Here is a 17,787-nt window from a genome sequence, read left to right on the forward strand (position 1 = left end):
CTCGGGCAACCACTCAGCGGGAGACGGCGGAAGAAGAAAACTCTGGTCTGGGTGATACGGGCGATAGGTCGTCGGCATGCCGCGATATTATCGAGACAGGTTTCTGCCGCCCAGGCTCCTAGCCCTGCACGGGCAAGCTCAAGCAGGCCACACAGCCCTGCGCATCACGGCGATTCTCCAGGCTAAGGCGGCCACCATGCGATTCGGCGATCTGTCGGGCCAGGGCGAGACCAATGCCGGAGCCGCCCGGCTTGGTGGTGAAGAAGGGCACGAACAGGTTGTCGGCCGCGGCGATGCCGGGGCCTTCATCCACCACCTGAAGTTTCACCCAGTCAGCGTCCGACTCGACAATCAGTTCCACCTCTCCGCCGGTTTCCTGGCAGGCCTCGGCGGCGTTGCGCAGCAGATTGATCAGGGCCTGCTCCAGTTGATCGGGGTCGGCCAGCACGGCAAGTTCGGCCGGGCATTGGATCGCAATCGGCACCCGGGTTTCCAAGCGCACCACCCCCTGCAGCAGGGGCAGCAGGACCAGTGGGCGCCGATTGGGTGGCGGCAGCTTGGCCAGGGTGGAATAGGCCTGCATGAAGCGGCTCAGCGAGGCGGCGCGATCGGCAATCACTTTCAGGCCGGCTTCGACATCCTCGCGCCAGTCTTCCGGTGGCGGCTCGATCCGTACTAATCGGTGCAAGGTCTCGGCCAGCGACTTCACCGGCGCCAGCGAATTGTTCAGCTCATGTCCTAACACCCGGATCAGTCGTTGCCAGGCCAGTCGCTCTTCCTCGCGCAGGGCGGTCGACAGGTCGCTGACCGCAATCAGGCGATGCGGCCGACCGCCTTCGCGAAAGCCGAAGGTGCGCACATCAAAGCGACCGCTACCGCCGGGAAAAGCGCGCGCAATGGTGCCGTGCTGTCGCGCATCCAGGGCAAACTCAAGCTGCAAGGCCTGTGCAGTCTGCCCCAGCGCCAGCTCGTCGCGCATGCCCAACAGGCGCTCGCCGGCTGGGTTGATCAGACGCAGCTGATCGCGATCATCAAAACTGAACAGGGCGATATCGATCGCTTCGATCACCTTGCCAAGCAGGGCGGTGGCCTCTTCCACCCGCAGCCGCTGTTCGCGCAAAGTGTGAGATAAGGTGTTGACCTCCCAGATCACATCACCGATCGCATCGCCGCGGTGGGCGCGCGAGCCGCGCAGTGAATAGTCACCCTCGCGCAGGGCTTCGAGCAGGTTGGACAGGGTGTACAGTGGATAGACCACGCGCTGAAACAGGCGCGCCGCCAGAATCAGGGTAGCCAGCGCGGCAAAGCCGAGCAGGAAGCCGTTCAAGGTGGACAGCGGACGCAACTGATACAGCAGCAGGCCGATCACCATCAGCGCCGGCAGCAACACGGCAACGATGCCAAGCCGCAGACGGCGCTCGAAGCTGGCGCCCTGCGGCCGTGAGCGCCAGTCTCCGACCATCAGGTTTCCAGCCCATACTTTTCCAGCCGGCGGTACAGGGCGCCACGCGACAACCCCAGCACATCAGCAGCCTTCTGGATATTGCCCTCGCAGCGATCCAGTGCCTGGCGAATCAGTTCGCGCTCGGCCTGCTCCAGGGTTGGCGCTTCACCCTCGCCCTGGATCGCGGCCAGATCGACCTCGGGAGCGCCGTTCGCTGTCTTGCTCGCTTGCGATTGACCGAGCTCGAGTCCGAAGTCCAGGCCATCGATCTGCTGCGCCGGCGCCATCAATACCGCGCGTTCGATCACATGGGCCAGTTCGCGCACATTGCCCGGCCAGCTGTAGCGCTGCAGGGCCTGACGCGCCGCCTCGGAAAAGCGCATGCCATCCTTGTGGTAGCGCGCCGCACTGCGCTGCAGAAAGGCCTCGGCCATCGGCAGGATATCTTCGCCGCGTTCGCGCAGCGGCGGCAGTTTGATCTCCACCGTATTCAGGCGGAACAACAGATCCTTGCGGAAGCGGCCAGCGTTGACCTCTTCGCGTAGATCAGCATTGGTCGCCGAGATCAGCCTAACATCGACTTTCAGCGTGCGCGAGGAACCGACCCGCTCGAACTCACCCTCTTCCAGCACGCGCAGCAATTTCGGCTGCTGGCTGGCCGGGATATTGGCGATCTCATCGAGAAACAGCGAGCCACCATCGGCCAGCTCGAAGCGGCCGAGGCGATCGCTCTTGGCATCGGTAAAGGCACCGCGCACATGACCAAACATTTCCGACTCGAACACGTGCTCACTCAAGCCCCCCATATTGACCTTGATCAGCGGCGCCTCGGCACGCCGACTCATCGCGTGTACGGCGCGTGCCAGCACGCCCTTGCCGGTGCCGTTCTCGCCCAGGATCAGCACATTGGCATCGGTGGGTGCGACCCGCTTGAGCATCTCCAGCACTGGCTGCATGGCCTTGGATTCGGCAATGAAGTCGCTGTCTTCACCGCGCAGCAGGGCATTCTCAGCTGATAGTTTGGCGGTCTTGCGACGGCTTTCGCTGAGCTGCACCTGGGCGGCGAGTACGCTGAGCAGGCGATGATTCTCCCACGGCTTCTCGATGAAGTCGGCGGCACCCTCGCGCATTGCCCGCACAGCCAGATCAATACTGCCCCAGGCGGTCATCACCACCACCGACAGCTCCGGATCGGCTTCGCGCAGTTCACGCAACAGCGCCAGCCCTTCTTCGCCCGAGGTGGTATCACGGGTGTAGTTGAGATCGATCAGGGCGCAGTTGTAGGCCTGCTTGCCCACCGCCTCCAGCGCCGCCCGCGGCGAATCGCAGGTCGCGCAGGCCATGCCCTCGGCCTTCAACAACAGACGCAGGGCGGCCAGCACATCGGCCTGGTCATCGACAATCAAGATGCGTGCTTGAGCACTCATGGCTGGCTCCTGAGATGAAGCGCGCCGCGAGATAATGCAGGCTGCCCTACCAGCCGCCACGCTACCAGCGCCACGACCATAGCGAGAAGTCCATCGGCTATGCGTTGCAGCAGGCCTCTAACCTGAGCCAGCTCAGGCTGCAGCATCAGCACAAAGAGCAGCATCCAGGCGATGCCGGACGCCATCAGCGTGCTGCGCCAATGCGGCGAAAGGACCGGTGAAAACGATAGCAAGACCATCGCCGCTGCGCCGGCAAAGTAGGTCAGCACGCCGAGGATGTCATGCGCGACCTGGGTCAGCGAACCGCCTAGCGGGCAGCCTGGATCACAAGGAGCAAGCGCCACCCCGATGAAGGCGACGGGCTGCGACCAGAGCAGCCAGAACCCAACACGACTGGCACCGCCAACCTGAACCAACGGAGATGCAGCGATCAGGAAGCCGCTGAACAATAGTCCAAGCGGCACGAATCCGAACAGGCCCAGCGACCTGGCCCAGGGTGTACCGCTGGCATTGAGTTCACTGATGAAGTGACTGAGGTGCGAGTAGTCTGGTTTTAGCGCGGCGCCGACGAGGTAAAACAGACTACCAAAGACAATCGTGGCGATGGCCAGCCAGCGGGTGATGTAGACACCATTCTTCCTCGCAAATCCCATTCTTGCTTCGCACCTGCTGTGTGTGTGATCGATCTGGCGGCTTGAAGCTTTTGCATCCGACCGTTCGACGGAGTGGGCCCGCGCTTGCGCCGCCACCATTCTACCGGCCCGCGGCCACCAGCCGACCATCGCGCATCTGCAAGACACGTCCGGCGCGCTGCGCGTAGTCCGGATGATGCGTCACCTGGACGATGGTGGTACCGGCCTGATTCAGCCGCTGCAAGACCTGCATGATCATCTCGCCCTGGCTGCTGTGCAGGGCGCCGGTCGGCTCATCGGCCAACAGCAGTTTCGGTCGCGGCGCGATTGCCCGTGCCACCGCCACCAGCTGCTGCTGGCCGCCGGACAGCATGCGCGGATACCAGCGGCTCTTTTCGGCCAGCTCGAACTCGCTCAACACCTCGTTCACTCGCGCCCGCCGCTCGGCCTTGGGTACGCCACGATAGTCCAGTGGCAACTCGATGTTCTCGGCCACGCTGAGATCATCGATCAGATGGTAGTGCTGAAACACGAAGCCGATCGCACTGGCGGCCAGCTGCTTGCGCTCAGCATCGCGCAAGCTGCGCACCGACTTGCCGGCGAGTACATAATCGCCCTCGAACTCGCTATCGAGCAGGCCGAGCAGACTCAGCAGACTGGTCTTGCCGGCGCCCGATGGGCCCATGATCGAGACGAACTCGCCTTCGGCGATCTGCAGCTCGATATCGCGCAATACCGACCAGGGGCCGGCCGGGGTGCGCAGGGTCTTGTTGATGTTGGTGAGGGTGATCATTGATCAAGTCACTGGTTATGGAGGTCACTGCCCCCCCTCTCCCCGGGCGGGAGTGGGGTCGGGGGAGAGGGGGAGGTCTTCGCGAGGATTTCACCCCTCACCCCAACCCCTCTCCCGCAGGGGGAGAGGGGCTCTTCTACTCATACCGCAACGCCTGCATCGGATCGACCTGGCCAGCGCGCCAGGCCGGGCGCCAGGTGGCCAGGATGACTATCAGCGCCAACAGGGCGGGCGCGATCAGCAAAGTCAACGGATCGCTGCCGCTCAGCCCGAACAGCAAGGATTCGGCACTGCGACCGCTCAGCACACCGAGCAGCAGGCCGATCGCCGCACCGCCGGCAAACAGACGCAACACCTGGTTAAGGATCTGCGCGCGCAGCCTGGCCGGTGGTGCGCCCAGGGCCAGACGCAGGCCGAACTCGCGCAGTCGTTGCTGCAAGGAGTAGTTCACCACGCCGTACACGCCCAGCGCCGCCAGTACCGTAGCGAGCAGGGCAAAGCCGCTGGACAGGGTGCCGACCAGAGCCTGCAGGGAATGGTGATCGCGCATGTCCTGCTCCAGGGTACTGACCTGCTGCAGCGGCAGGCTGCGATCGATCTCGGCGATGATGGCGGGTATGGCCTGCTGCAGGGGCTCAACCGGCCCCTGGGTCTTGATCAGGAAATTCAGCGCGCTGCTGCCGCTGCCCTGACGGCGCGGCAGGAAGAACTGCGGCTGATCGCGTTGGGTGACGTCGTTATAACTGGTGGTTTCCACAACACCGACAATTTCCATATCCAGATCCTGGGTCTCGCCCAGGGCCATGCGTTTGCCCACCGCCTGGTCGCCCAGCCCAAACTGCTCAGCAAAAGCACGGTTGACGATGGCGACCTTCGGTCGATCGGCGCTATCGGCGTGTTCGAAATCACGTCCGGCCAACCTTCGAATACTCAGGGTACGGAAGTAGTCGGCGCCGACCTGGTTGTACAGCGAATGGTTCTGGTCGGGGTCATCGTTGGGAAAGCCCTGCACCGACACATTGGTGCCCCAGTCCGAGCCACTGAGCAGGGGCACCAGGGAGGTCGTCGCCGACTCGACCCCGGGCAATTCCGCCAGCCGTGCTTCCAACTGATCGAACAGCTGCAGCGACTGTTCGGCACTGTAGCCATTGCGCTGCGGCGCCAGCGAAAAGCTGATCACCCGCTCGATCTGCATGCCGGAGTCTGAGCTGAAGATGTTGTTAAGACTCTGGCTGAACAGGCCAGCCATGATCAGGCTGGCGGTCGACAGTCCAATCTGCAGCACGGCGAGCGCGGTGCGAAAGCGCACCGCCACCGGATGAGCCGAATGCGTCGCCGCCTGGCGCAACACGTCCATCGGCGCGGTGCGGGCCACCTGCCAGGCCGGCAAGGCGCCAAACAGCAGCACCGATAGCAGGGCCACCAGCAGGGCAAAGCCGATCAGTCGATAGTCCAGGGTAAAACTGAGCGCTGCATTGGCGCCCGCCGGCAGCAGTTCGGCCAGAAAGCTCAACAAGGCCTGCGCTACCGGTAGGGCGATCAGCGCGCCGAGCACGGCCAGCAGGATCGACTCGGCCAACAGCTCGCGCAGCAGGCGCCAACGGCCGGCGCCGATCGCCGCCCGCAGCGCGATCTGCCCGGCGCGCTGGGTGCCACGCGCCAATTGCAGGTTGGCCACGTTCAGACAGGCCACCAGCAAGACCAGGCTGGCCACCGCCAACAGAATGCTGACCCCGACCTGGCTGCTGTCACGCACACTGCTTTGCCCGAAGCGACCATCCCGCAGCAGCAAGCTCTTAGCTACGAATTCAGCCTGCTGTTGCTGATTCAAGTGATCTTGAACAGGCAGCTCCACCTCGCGCAACAGGGTCTGGTAGCGCGACTGCAGGCCGCCGGCCAGGGTATCGATCGTTTGTCCGGGCGCCAGCCGGGCGAACAGATAGACCCAGTAGTTATTGCGCTCGGCCAGGGCCGGGCGGCGATTTGGCTGCAGCCAGTCGGCCAGACTGATCGGCGCAAATAGATCGATCGGATCGCCCAGTGTGGTGCCACGAAAGCCAGGCGGCGCCACGCCGACGATGGTCAGGTCACGGCCATTGACCTTGATCGACTGGCCCAGCAGCGCAGGATCTCCGCCCAGCTGGTTCTGCCAGAAGCCATGCGCCAGCACCGCCACCGGCTGCTGACCCGGAGCGCCCTCGTCACCGCTGCCAATCAAGCGACCCAGCGCAGGCTGTAGCCCCAGCAGGCTGAAGTAATTGTCCGACACCAGGGCGGCGTTGCTGCTGCGACTGAGCTGGCCCAAGGCAAGATTGGCATCGATGCTGCGGTGGGCAGCCAGCCCTTGCCAGCCGGCATCCAGGGCGCGCAGATCACGGTACATCGGATAACTGAAGATGCTCTCGCGCGAGCCGGCGTTGTTGTTCGAGGTCGAGCCCCAGCGCGGCCCAGGCGAGACCAGGTTCACCAGTTGCTCGGGCTGGGCCACCGGCAAGGGCCGCAGCATGATCTGATCGAACAGCGAGAAGATCGCCGCGTTCACCCCAATGCCCAGGGCCAGTGAACTGCAGGCCAGCAGCACAAACAGCGGACTCTTGCTCAGCGAGCGCAGCGCGGCGCGTAGATCAAACAGCATGTTCATCAGGGTTGCCTATTCGTGACGCAGGGCGTCCATGGGATCGGTGTGGGCAGCGCGCCAGGCCGGCAGCAGAGCAGCCAGGACGGCAGCCACGATCAAGCTGGTCAGTCCGTAGATCATCACCTCGAAGCGGGCCTGCTCCAGGCCGAACAGCTGGCCCTGCAGCAGGCGCAGCACGCCCAGGGCCAGCAGCACACCCACTGCCATGCCCAGCACAACCGAACGCAGGCTCTCGCGCAGCATCTGTACCAGCAATTTCATCGGCCGGGCGCCGATCGCCAGACGCAGGCCGAACTCGCTGCTGCGCTGCTGCTGGCGCAGGGCCGCCACCGCGTAGACGCCAAAGGCTGCCAGCAACAGCGCGGCCAGGGCGAACGCACCAACGGTACGAGCAAAGAAGCGCGCCGAGGCCAGTTGCGCCTCGAAATCATCGCTAAGCGCAAACATCCGGGTGCTGGCTTCCTGTGGGTCGACTTCGAACAAGGCGTCGCTGAACTGCTTCTCGTAATTGGCCAGGGGCAACCGACTGGCGACCAGGAAGGTCACGCCGACGCTCGGGGTGTCCTCGAATGGCACCCACAGCTCTGGCCCGACCGCAGAGCGCAGCCCATTGTTAAGACTGTCTTCGACCACGCCGACCACCCGGTAGCGAACCCGTTCGCCCTGCCCCAGCGGCAGCTCGAGCAGGCGATTCAGCGCCGCCGCTTCGCCGAATAACCGGCGCGCCAACTCCTGGTTAATGACCGCCACCTTGTCGGCGCCGTCGCGATCACCGGCCTCGATGCCACGCCCAGCCACGAGACCGATGTCCAGCAGGTCGCCGTAGTTCGGACTGACCCGGCGCAGGCCGAGTCGAAAACCTTCCGGCTGGTCACGCTCGGGCAATTTGACATCGACCTCGAAACTGCCGATCTGCGACAGCGGCGCCGCACTGGTCACCGCCACCTGGTCCACGCCGGGCAATTCGGCCAGCCGTTCGCGCAAACGGCGTGCGAAGTCGCGTTGCTTGTCCGGTGCGCCACCGTGGAACAGCTGCAAGGCATAGATCTGCTGATGGCGCAGGCCGGGATCGACATTCTTCAGCTGCCACAGACTCAACAACAGGGCGCTGGCCGCGACCAGACTGGTGGTGGACAGTGCCGCGCCCAGGGCTGGCAGCCAGGCCCGTCGTCGACTGGCACCGATCATGCCGCGGCCACCGGCACGAATGGCGTCGGCAGCGTCGGCGCGTGGCTTCAGCGCCCCGGCCAGGGCGGTGGCCATCGGCACCAGCAGGCCCAGCGCGGCGGCAAACAGCAGCACCCAGCCATCGATGGCAATGGCATCGACCCGCGGCAGGCTGTCGCGAGCCAGCTCGCGCAGGCCGTCGATGCCGGCAGAGGCAATCAGACAGCCGGCCGCCACCGCGAACGCGGATAGCAGGAAGATCTCCAACAGCAAGGAGCGATACAATTGCCCGCGGCTGGCGCCCAGGGCCTGCATCACCGCCTGCTCATGTCGTCGCGCCACCTGCCGTGCATCGACCAGGATGGCGACATTGGCACAGGCGATCAGCAGCACCAGCACGGCCAGGGCAAAGGCGCTCCATAACACCGGCCTGAGTCCACCGACGATCCGCTCCAACATCGGCTGCACCGCGATCCGCGCCGCCGGCTGGCCAAGCTGGTAGCGCTCGGCCAGCTCATCGGAGACGGCATCCAGCCGCGACTGCAACACATCGTTCGACTGCGTCGGATCGAGCCGCGCCAAGCCATTGACGAAGCGTGCATTCCACACCCAGGGTTGATCGGTCGGATAGGCATTGCGCGGCATGGCACGCCAGGCACCCACGGTGGGGCTAGGAATGGCGAAAGCCTCCGGCATCACGCCGATCAGTTCCAGGTCACCGGCCGAGGTTCGCAGGCGCTTGCCGATCGCCGTCGGATCGCCGCCGAACAGCCGCATCCATTCACTCTGCGAGAGAATCACCGTAGCGCTGGGCTGTTCGAATTCGTCCTCGCTGAACCAGCGGCCATGCAAGGGCTGCATGCCAAGCGCGGCAAAGAAACCCGGCCCGACATTCACCATATTGAACTCGCGCGGCCGCTCGTCCTGATACACCGTCATGCCGCCCCAGGCATAGAAGCCGAATTTGGCGAACGGGGTGTCCGCTTGCGACAGGCGCATCGCCTCGGCCGGTGTCAGGCTGCCGCCTTCCACACCGCGTTCCGGATGACTGACCTCGACCACCACCACCTGATCGGAGTTCGGAAACGGCAGGCTGCCAAACACGCCCTGCAAGGTGGCAAACATGCAGACGCTCAATGCCACCCCCAGGGTCAGCATGATGACGATGTTCAGGCTGAAACTGGGCGCGTTGCCGATACGGCGCAGGGCGTAACGTAGTGTTGAGCTGCTCATGCTGTTGATCCTTTGACCGGATAGGGCTCTCTCCCTCTTCCCAACAGGCCTTCCGCCAGGGGAGAGAGGCTTCAGGCCGCTTCGACTAGGGAATGGGTTGACCATCACCCGTAACGCAAGGCCTCACTCGGCTCGACACGCAGTGCACGGCGGCCGGGCAGGGCCGAGGCGGACAGCGCAACCAGACCGAACACACCGAACACCACGATATAGGTCAGCGGGTCAGCACTGGAGACGTTGTACAGAATGTCCTGCAGGGCGAAGCCGAAACCCAGGGCCAGGGGCAGGCCGAGCAGCAGACCCAGCGCGACCTGCCCTGCGCCTTGGCCGACGACCATGCGCAGGATGTCGCGCGCGGTGGCGCCGAGCGCACGGCGCACGCCAATCTCACGGGTGCGCTGCGCGACGGCGAAGGCCAGCACGGCGTACAGTCCGGCCGAGGCCAGGGCCAGTGAAAACACGCCGAACATGCTGAAGATGGTACCGACGATGCGGTGATCGGTGGCAGCACCATCGATCCAGCTCTGCAGGCTGCGTACCCAGTACAGTGGAGTATCGGCATCGACCTGACGCATGGCTTCGCGCATCGCATCGGCCACGGCTTGTTCATCGCCACTGCCGGCAACGGCGATGCTGACGAAGCGCGAGGGGGCTTGATCCATCGGCCGATACACCGCCGGCCGCAGTGCGCCATCACGACTCTGGGCGATCGCTTCGCCGTCATAGGCAACCTCGCCGACCACGCCGATTACCGTCACCCAGGGCGCTTCATTCCTATCATATCGTTCCATCCTGAGGCGCTTGCCAAGAGGGTCCTGCCCCGGCCAGTGGCGCTCAGCCAGTGCCCGACTGATCACCGCTACCGGCAGGCTGTCGGCACGATCACGGGTATCGAATAACCGACCCGATTGCAAGCCAATCTGGAACAGTTCGAAAAAGCCCTGATCGACCCGCACGTCGTAGGCCATTGGTGTGCGCTGCGGCTCGGCGATGACTTCGCCCTCCGGCGAGTACCAGCTGGTAAAGCCGGTATTGGCCATCGGCAAGGCCGTGGTCAGGGTCGCGCCCTGCACCGCTGGCATTTTCTGCATGGCCTCAAGTACTCGCCGCTGGTGTTGGCGAAGGGCAGCGTCATCGGCGGCCTGGGTCTCGAACAGGCCATAGCGCGCGGTGACCAGGCCCTCACTTCGGGCACCGATGTCGAACTGCTCCAGGTTGAGGATGCCGCGCACCATCAGCCCGGTGGCGACCAGCAAGGCCAGTGACATCGCCACCTCGGCGACCACCAGAACCTTGCTGGTGCTGCCGGCGGTCAGCGAGGCACTGCCATCGCGAATCACCTGAGCGGCGGAACCGCGCGCTAAGCGGAGACCGGGCAGCAGGCCGGCAACCACACCGGCCAGTACCGCCAGGGCCACCGCGCAGGCTGCGAACAGCCAGTCGAAATGTGACTCGGTCATCCAGAACGGCGGCGGATCATCGCCCGAGCGCAGTGCCTCCATGGTCAGCTCGCCCGCCCAGTGCGCCAGCAACACCGCGGGAATGACTGCAATGAAGGACAGGATCAGGCTTTCCGCCACCATGCCCATGGCCAGCCGAGCACGGGTGGCGCCGAGCGAACTGCGCACCGCGATATCGCGAGTACGCCCGGCTGCCCGAGCAAACAACAGGTTAGCGACATTGGCACAGGCAATCAGCAACACAAACACCACCGCGGCGAACATCGTCCACAGAATCTTCTTGGTATTGCTGCCGACGAATTCTTCCTGATACGGCTTGATCACGACCGAAGTCGCCGGCACGCTGTCCGGATGCGCCTGGCGGATTCGGCCAATCAAGGCATTCATCTCTTCGCTGACACTGGCCTGGGTGGCGCCATCTTTCAGGCGCCCGAACACTTCCAGGGTCGGATCCTGATCACGCGGATAGTCGGGGGTCTTGCGGATGATCGGCACCCAGACCTGATTGTCGAACGGAAAGCGAAAGCCGTTCGGCATCACCCCGACCACCCGCGCCGGTCGCCCGTTGACCCGGATCAGCCGGCCAATGATGGCCGGATCGGCGGCATAGCGTTGCTGCCAGATCGAGTAGCCGAGAAGCACGGTCGGCTCGGCTTCGCTGGCCTGATCGGCGGGCTGCAGATAACGACCCAGCATCGCTGGCACGCCATAGGCGGCAAACATGTCGCCGATCACGAAGGCACCGTTGTAGCGCTCAGGGCGGGTATCGTCGTCGCTCAGGTTGAGCGTGCCGCCATGATAGCCAGACAGCTGGTTAAGCTGGGTCTGCTCGCGCTCCAGATCGATAAAGGTGCGAATGCCGATCTCGACCGACATTGGCACGTTGTCCAGCGGCGTGTACTCCATGTGCAGCAGTCGCTCGGGCTGATTGAGCGGCAACGGCCGCATCAGGAAGCTCTGAATGGCGCCAAACACATACATGCACACCGCCAGCCCGGCGCATAGCATCAGCGCCGCACTCAAGGTGAAGCCGGGCGTGCGCTGCAAGGAGCGCCAGGCCATTTTCAATTCGAACCAGAGGGTTGACATCACAGGCTCCTAGCAGCGTGTTACGCCTTACTCCCTGCCCAGGAACCTCACTACGCGAGGCCCCGGGCAGGAAAAGATCGGCTCCCTAACCCCACCCCGACCCTCCCCAAACATTGGGGAGGGCGTTCCGGGGCACCAACCGGTGCGGCGAGCCGCCACACATCGGTCTCTCCCCTACCCAGGAACCTCGCTACGCGAGGCCCTGGGTAGGAACAGATCGGCTCCCTAACCCCACCGCAACCCTGCCCGAACATCGGGGACGGAGTTCCGGGGCGCAAACCGGTGCAACGAAAATCGGTGCACATCGGTCTCTCCCACGAGGGGAGAGGGGCTTGTTTTCGCTTGGTTGTTGAACGCAGTCCATGGTTAAGTCATCACTCGTAGCGCAAGGCCACCATCGGATCGACGCTGGCGGCGCGGCGCGCCGGCAGCCAGCAGGCCAGCAGGGCTACCGCGGCCAACAGCAAGGGCACGCCGACGAAGGTCAGCGGATCGATTGGGGTCACACCGAACAGCTGCGACTTGGCGAACTGGCCGAGCACGGCGGCGCCGATCAGGCCGATCAGCAGGCCGATGCCGATTAGGCGCAGGCCCTGGCGCAGCACCAGCTGAAGAATCTGTGCGCGACCGGCGCCGATCGCCATCCGCACGCCCAGCTCACCGGTGCGCTGGCCGACGTTGAAGGCCAGCACGGCATAGATGCCGATGGCGGACAGAATGATCGCTACCGTAGCGAACAGGCCGAGCAGGTTCAACGGCGCCCGCTGACCACTCAAACTATTGGCTATGCGGTCGCTGAGTGGCAGTACATCGAACAGCGGCTGCTCGGGATCGACCCGCTGCACCGCAGCGCGCATCGCCTGGGCGGTGCTGGGGTCGAGCGCCGCCGGCCCGCGCAGCAACAGACCACCGCTGCCCGGCACCGCCTGTCGATACGGCCAATACACCGTTTCCTTGCCCACCGTATCGCGCAGGTTGCCGTGCTTGATGGTCGGCACCACGCCGACCACGGTGGCCCAGGGGCCTTCGCGATTGCGGCTGATGCGTTGACCGATCGGCGACTGGCCCTGGAAGTACTTATCCACCACCAGCTGATCCACCACCACCACCGGCTCACTGTCCGCACGATCGGTATTGGCAAAGCTGCGCCCTTGCAACAGCGGAATCTGCATGAGCTCAAAGTATTGCTCATCGATCTGCCGCTGATTGGCATGCGGGGCGGCCGACTGGTCTTCCACTGCCAGGCCGTCGATATAGTAGGTACCCTGCGAATTCCCGCCGGAGAACGGCAGGTTGGATGTATAGCTGGCCTGATCGATGCCGGGCTGAGCACGCAGCTCGCGCAGAATCTCTTCGAACATGCGCGCCCGGTCGGCACGCTCCGGGTAGCGATGCTCGGGCAGCACGATCATCGCGCTCTGCACGCCTTCGGCATTGAAGCCTGGCGATTCCTGTTGCAACAACAGGAAACTACGCAGTAGCAGGCCGGCACCGATTAACAGACAGGTCGCCATCGACACCTGGGCCACCACCAGCAGATTGCGCGAGGCACCGGCCATGCGACCGCCGCCGGAACGACGGCCGGCGTCATTGATCACCCGACTGAGATCGGCGCCGAGCAGGGAGATCACCGGCACTGCCGCCGCCAGCAGGCCGGCCAGCAGGCTGGCGCCCAGGGCAAAGCCGAGCACCGGCAAGTTCAGGGCGATATCGAACTTCTGTTGCGCCTCGCCCATGCCAAGCTTGGGCAGCCATTCGATCAACAGGGCGGCGAACAGCAGACCGGCCAGGCCGCCAATCAGGGCGATGCTCAGCGACTCGATGGTCAGTTGCCGGGCAATCCGCCAGCGACTGGCGCCCAAGGCATTGCGCACCGACAGTTCGCGCTGCCGCGCGGTCATCCGCGCCAGCAGCAGATTGGCCACATTGGCCACTGCAATCAGCAGAACCAGGGCGACCGCGCCCTGCAGCAGGAGCAGCATCGGCCGCTGACTGCCGATTTCGTATTCACGGAACGACTCGGCGCGACCGGTGAAATTGCCGCCGCGCAGGAATTCGGCGAAGCGGCTGGCCCGCTCGTCGCCGAGGCCGGCCAGGCGCTCGGCATTGCGGGCCACGATTGCATCCAGTTCGGCGTTCAGCTGCTCGATGCTGGCCCCCGGCGCCAGCCGGCCGATGGTCTGCGAGTATTCGTTGCCGCGCTCATTGTCGCTGCGTTGATCATCGGTGAAGGCGAATGGGGTCCACAGCTGGGTGCGCGGCGAAGGAAAGGCAAAACTCTCCGGCATCACCCCGATCACCTGGTACGGCTCGCCGGCGAAACGCAGTGTTTTATCGAGAATGTTCGGATCGGCATCGAAGCGATTGCGCCAGGTGGCATGGCTCAACACCACCACCTTTTCCTTGCCGATGCTGGCCTCGTCCTCATTGAACACCCGGCCGAGTTGCGCCTGCACACCCAGGGTGCTGAACAGCGAAGGTGTGGCGCGGATACCAGTGAGGCGCTCCGGCGCCGCGCCGGATTCGGCCAGGTTGTAGCTGGCCCCGGTATAGAGGGCGAGATCGGCCAGCGCGGTGGCCTGCGCCTTGCGATCGAGATAATCGGGAATCGAAGTGCCGGCATACTGCAGGCTGCTGGTCGGATAGGTGTTATGCACATCGACCAGACGTTCACCATCCGGGTACGGCAGAGGCCGCAGCAGCAGGGCATGCAGGATCGAGAAGATCGCCGTATTGGCACCGATGCCCAAGGCCAGGGTCAGCACCGCAACCATCATCAACGACGGTTTCGACAGCAGGCCGCGCAGGCTGTGCCGCAGATCGCTACCGAAGCCGATGAATGGATGGGTTAAGGCGCTCACGGCGCAGCCGCTCGCGCCATGCGTATCTGTGCGTCGAGCCGCTGGTCTTCTTCGTGGCGCAGACGGTGCAGGGTGTCCTCGTCCACCACCCGGCCATCGAACATGAACACCTTGCGCTGGGCAAAATCGGCATAGCGCGGATCATGGGTGACCATGCAGATGGTCGAGCCGGCCTTGTGCAGCTCGTCGAGCAGACCCATCACCGCCTCGCCGTTTTTCGAGTCGAGGTTGCCGGTCGGTTCGTCGGCCAGCAGCAGGGAGGGCTGACCGACCAGGGCGCGCGCCACCGCCACGCGTTGCTGCTGACCACCGCTGAGCTGGGCCGGGTAGTGCTTCAGTCGATGCGCCATACCGACCCGCTCCAGCGAAGCCAGGGTGCGCTCCTTGCGCTCGGCCTTGCTCATGCCCTCACGATAGGTCAGCGGCAGCTCGACGTTCTCGTACACGCTGAGATCGCCGATCAGGTTGAAGGCCTGAAAGATAAAGCCAATCTCCTTGTTACGAATCCGCGCCCGTTCGGCGGCACCGATGTCCTGCACCGGTACCCCAGCCAGCCGGTATTCGCCCGCGGTGGGCGTATCCAGCAGACCGAGGATCGACAGCAAGGTCGACTTGCCACAGCCCGACGGCCCGGTAATCGAAACGAATTCGCCGCGTTGGATATGGAAGTGCACACCCGCCAGTGCGTGGGTCTCGACCTCATCGGTGTAGAACACCTTGGCGATATCGTTCATTTCAAGCAGGGCGGCGGTTGAGTGGGTCATGGCGATGTCCTGTTAAGTAAAGCCTGTTCTTTGAGCCCCTCTCCCCTGGAGGGAGGGGCTTGAAGCGTTAGCGAATCCTGAGTCGATCAAATTCATCCCAAGCCGAGGTATCCGAAAGTACGACAGTGTCGCCCTCGGCCAGGCCGTTGCGGATTTCAATCAAGTTGACCGAAGTGCGACCGAGCTGCACCGGCACGCGCAGGGCGCGATCGCCTTCGGCATCGAGACGGAACAAGCGCACCGACCCTTCGGCCTGACCATAGGCGGGGCGGCCAACGTACAGCACATCGGGTAGGCGCTCGATCTCGATGCTAGCGTCGACCGATAGGTCCGGTCGCGCCCCGGCCGGCAGCTCGCCGATCAGTTCGACATCGACCAGCACGCTGCCATTCAACACCGCCGGGTCGATCCGGCTGACCCGACCTTCAACGATGCCATTGCGGGTATCGACCTTCACCGGCTGGCCGATCGCCACATCCTTGATCTGGGTTTCCGGAATGCGCACCTCAGCCATCAGTTCCCCCGGCTTGGCGACCCGCGCCAGATTGGTGCCCGGGGTGACCTGTTGCCCTTCCTGCACCGGCACCTGCTGCAGCACACCGGCCACACCGGCACGCAACTGCAGGTTATCGGCCTGCCGGCGACGCAGTGTCGCGGCGTTGCGCAATTGCTCCAGGCGGGCCCGATCGGCGGCCAGCTGGGCATCGACCAACTGCTTCAGCCCGCGACTGCGCTCGGCCTCGATTTCGGTGCGCAGCTTGAGCTGATCGCTGGCCAGCTGGCTACGGCGATACTGGATCGACGGAATAATGCCCTTGGCAGCCAGCTCCTTCTCCGCTTCCGCCTGCAAGCGCGCCGACTCGTAATCGGCCTCGACACTGGCCTGCTGAGCACGTTGATCCAGCGCCTGACTGGCCAGGCTGGCCTGACGCGCCTGGTAGTCGGCCTCGGCTGCCTTCAGCTCGGCCTCGGCGGCCAGGGCGAGATCCACCACTTCCGGGTTGCTGAGCTCAAGAATGATGCTGTCAGCCTGCACCGTGGCACCGGGCCGAATAACAATGCGTTCCACCCGAGCCAAGGTCTCGGCGGCAATCCAGCGGATCTCCTTCGGCACCAGGGTGCCCGGACCGCGCACCTCGCGCAGCATTTCGCCACGCTTCACCGTATCCATCCACAGGCTGGCCCGCTCGACGGTCGGTGCCGCCGGTTCCAGGTTAAACAGGAAGTAGCCGGCGAGTAGCACCGCCACCCCCACCAGGGCATAGAGCGCGCGCTGGCGGAGGATCTTGCGTTGTTTGATATCAGAGCGTTGGATGTCCATGACGCAGACTAAGCAAAGCCTGTGCCATGCCCTAAGTGCATGATTTATTGATAACTAAGACGCTGATCGCAGCGCCATCGTTCGGCCCCGAACGGCACACTGTCCGCAAATGAACAGCGCGCGCAGGCAGCCCGCCGGGTCAGCCGCGTGGCCCTGCAGCGGTTGAACGCAGTCAACGACGCGCCGCGCGCCAGGCACAGGGGTCAAAGCTCATGCCAATGCTGGCCGGCGCGGTGGGCACAAAGCCAAACTGCTGGTAGAGACGATGGGCCTGACCATCGGCAATCAGGCTGACATAGCCAGAAGGCGGCACTTCACGTTGCAGGTAATCCACGATCGCCGCCATGATGCGCTTGCCCAATCCGCGCCCCTGGTGCGCGGGTTCGACAGCGATATCGACCACCTGATAGAAACTGCCGCCATCGCCGATCACCCGCCCCATGCCGACAGCGAGGCCGCGGCACATCACCTGTACGGCAAACAAGGTGTTGGGAAGACCGCGTTCTGCCGCAGCCACCGATTTCGGGCTCATCCCGGCTGACTGCCGCAATCGCCGATAGGTGTCGGTGCTGGGCACGGCGAAAAGCAGGGAGTAGTGATCGACCTCGGTCATTCCGGCCTCACATCGAATTCCACCGCGCGCCGGTTGGCTGTGCGGGACTCACTCGGGTGGAAACGCCAGCGAGCTTCCACCGTCGAGGTGAAACCTACCCCCAAGCCTGAATCTTGCGCAAGCGTGGAACAGCGACCCGCTTGGTGAGTCGATTTTCGTCGCCAGTCAGATTGAGCGGCTCCTTCTAGCCCGGATATTTCATGAGGGGGCGCGGATGATCACCGAGGACTTTGCGTCGAGTGCAAGGCGCGACGAGCCCAAGTGGTGGGCCCACTTGGGCGAGATCGGGACGCAGTCCCGCGTAGCTGCGACAGCAGCCGACCGAGCGTAGCGAAGGCGCAGGCT

General features: G+C 64.3%; 11 protein-coding genes. All 11 read right to left on the bottom strand.

Annotation, left to right across the window (positions count from 1 at the left end):
* Positions 1 to 118 precede the first annotated feature (118 nt).
* The 11 genes from IFO71_RS20130 to IFO71_RS20180 all read right to left on the bottom strand — a co-directional run bounded on the left by IFO71_RS20130 (position 119) and on the right by IFO71_RS20180 (position 17,442).
* Entirely contained in the window at positions 119 to 1,462 is a 1,344-nt protein-coding gene (locus tag IFO71_RS20130) for a sensor histidine kinase (protein WP_192031483.1), read from the bottom strand.
* Entirely contained in the window at positions 1,462 to 2,871 is a 1,410-nt protein-coding gene (locus tag IFO71_RS20135; RefSeq protein ID WP_192031484.1) for a sigma-54-dependent transcriptional regulator, read from the bottom strand. The genes IFO71_RS20130 and IFO71_RS20135 overlap by 1 nt, the downstream gene beginning before the upstream one ends.
* Positions 2,868 to 3,653, bottom strand: a complete 786-nt coding sequence (locus IFO71_RS20140; protein WP_192031485.1) for a DUF998 domain-containing protein — start codon at positions 3,651 to 3,653, stop codon at positions 2,868 to 2,870. The genes IFO71_RS20135 and IFO71_RS20140 overlap by 4 nt, the downstream gene beginning before the upstream one ends.
* Positions 3,625 to 4,296: an ABC transporter ATP-binding protein gene (locus IFO71_RS20145; protein WP_192031486.1), complete on the bottom strand. Its 672-nt coding sequence runs from the start codon at positions 4,294 to 4,296 to the stop codon at positions 3,625 to 3,627. The genes IFO71_RS20140 and IFO71_RS20145 overlap by 29 nt, the downstream gene beginning before the upstream one ends.
* 136 nt (positions 4,297 to 4,432) lie before the next feature.
* Positions 4,433 to 6,937, bottom strand: coding sequence for an ABC transporter permease (locus IFO71_RS20150; RefSeq protein WP_192031487.1), 2,505 nt, complete (start codon positions 6,935 to 6,937; stop codon positions 4,433 to 4,435).
* Between the two features lie 9 nt (positions 6,938 to 6,946).
* Positions 6,947 to 9,334, bottom strand: a complete 2,388-nt coding sequence (locus tag IFO71_RS20155) for an ABC transporter permease (RefSeq protein ID WP_192031488.1) — start codon at positions 9,332 to 9,334, stop codon at positions 6,947 to 6,949.
* A 104-nt stretch (positions 9,335 to 9,438) separates the two neighbouring features.
* Positions 9,439 to 11,883 (bottom strand): ABC transporter permease, encoded by a 2,445-nt coding sequence (locus IFO71_RS20160; protein WP_192031489.1) that lies wholly within the window; start codon positions 11,881 to 11,883, stop codon positions 9,439 to 9,441.
* 374 nt (positions 11,884 to 12,257) lie between these two features.
* Positions 12,258 to 14,744: an ABC transporter permease gene (locus tag IFO71_RS20165; protein WP_192031490.1), complete on the bottom strand. Its 2,487-nt coding sequence runs from the start codon at positions 14,742 to 14,744 to the stop codon at positions 12,258 to 12,260.
* The gene (locus IFO71_RS20170) at positions 14,741 to 15,508 is read right to left on the bottom strand and encodes an ABC transporter ATP-binding protein (RefSeq protein WP_192031491.1); all 768 of its coding nucleotides are present in this window, start codon (positions 15,506 to 15,508) and stop codon (positions 14,741 to 14,743) included. The genes IFO71_RS20165 and IFO71_RS20170 overlap by 4 nt, the downstream gene beginning before the upstream one ends.
* A gap of 67 nt (positions 15,509 to 15,575) precedes the next feature.
* The gene (locus IFO71_RS20175; RefSeq protein ID WP_192031492.1) at positions 15,576 to 16,829 is read right to left on the bottom strand and encodes an efflux RND transporter periplasmic adaptor subunit; all 1,254 of its coding nucleotides are present in this window, start codon (positions 16,827 to 16,829) and stop codon (positions 15,576 to 15,578) included.
* Between the two features lie 172 nt (positions 16,830 to 17,001).
* On the bottom strand, positions 17,002 to 17,442 hold the full coding sequence (locus tag IFO71_RS20180; protein WP_269749997.1) for a GNAT family N-acetyltransferase: 441 nt from the start codon (positions 17,440 to 17,442) through the stop codon (positions 17,002 to 17,004).
* Positions 17,443 to 17,787: the final 345 nt, after the last annotated feature.

Origin of the sequence: Pseudomarimonas arenosa, assembly GCF_014841215.1 — a bacterium.
Classification (GTDB): domain Bacteria; phylum Pseudomonadota; class Gammaproteobacteria; order Xanthomonadales; family Xanthomonadaceae; genus Pseudomarimonas; species Pseudomarimonas arenosa.

What these genes read in the sequence shown, in the direction of transcription:
- IFO71_RS20130 (WP_192031483.1), bottom strand. Translation starts at nt 1,462, where the DNA reads ATGGTCGGAGACTGGCGCTCACGGCCGCAGGGCGCCAGCTTCGAGCGC.
- IFO71_RS20135 (WP_192031484.1), bottom strand. Translation starts at nt 2,871, where the DNA reads ATGAGTGCTCAAGCACGCATCTTGATTGTCGATGACCAGGCCGATGTG.
- IFO71_RS20140 (WP_192031485.1), bottom strand. Translation starts at nt 3,653, where the DNA reads ATGGTCGGCTGGTGGCCGCGGGCCGGTAGAATGGTGGCGGCGCAAGCG.
- IFO71_RS20145 (WP_192031486.1), bottom strand. Translation starts at nt 4,296, where the DNA reads ATGATCACCCTCACCAACATCAACAAGACCCTGCGCACCCCGGCCGGC.
- IFO71_RS20150 (WP_192031487.1), bottom strand. Translation starts at nt 6,937, where the DNA reads ATGAACATGCTGTTTGATCTACGCGCCGCGCTGCGCTCGCTGAGCAAG.
- IFO71_RS20155 (WP_192031488.1), bottom strand. Translation starts at nt 9,334, where the DNA reads ATGAGCAGCTCAACACTACGTTACGCCCTGCGCCGTATCGGCAACGCG.
- IFO71_RS20160 (WP_192031489.1), bottom strand. Translation starts at nt 11,883, where the DNA reads ATGTCAACCCTCTGGTTCGAATTGAAAATGGCCTGGCGCTCCTTGCAG.
- IFO71_RS20170 (WP_192031491.1), bottom strand. Translation starts at nt 15,508, where the DNA reads ATGACCCACTCAACCGCCGCCCTGCTTGAAATGAACGATATCGCCAAG.
- IFO71_RS20175 (WP_192031492.1), bottom strand. Translation starts at nt 16,829, where the DNA reads ATGGACATCCAACGCTCTGATATCAAACAACGCAAGATCCTCCGCCAG.
- IFO71_RS20180 (WP_269749997.1), bottom strand. Translation starts at nt 17,442, where the DNA reads ATGACCGAGGTCGATCACTACTCCCTGCTTTTCGCCGTGCCCAGCACC.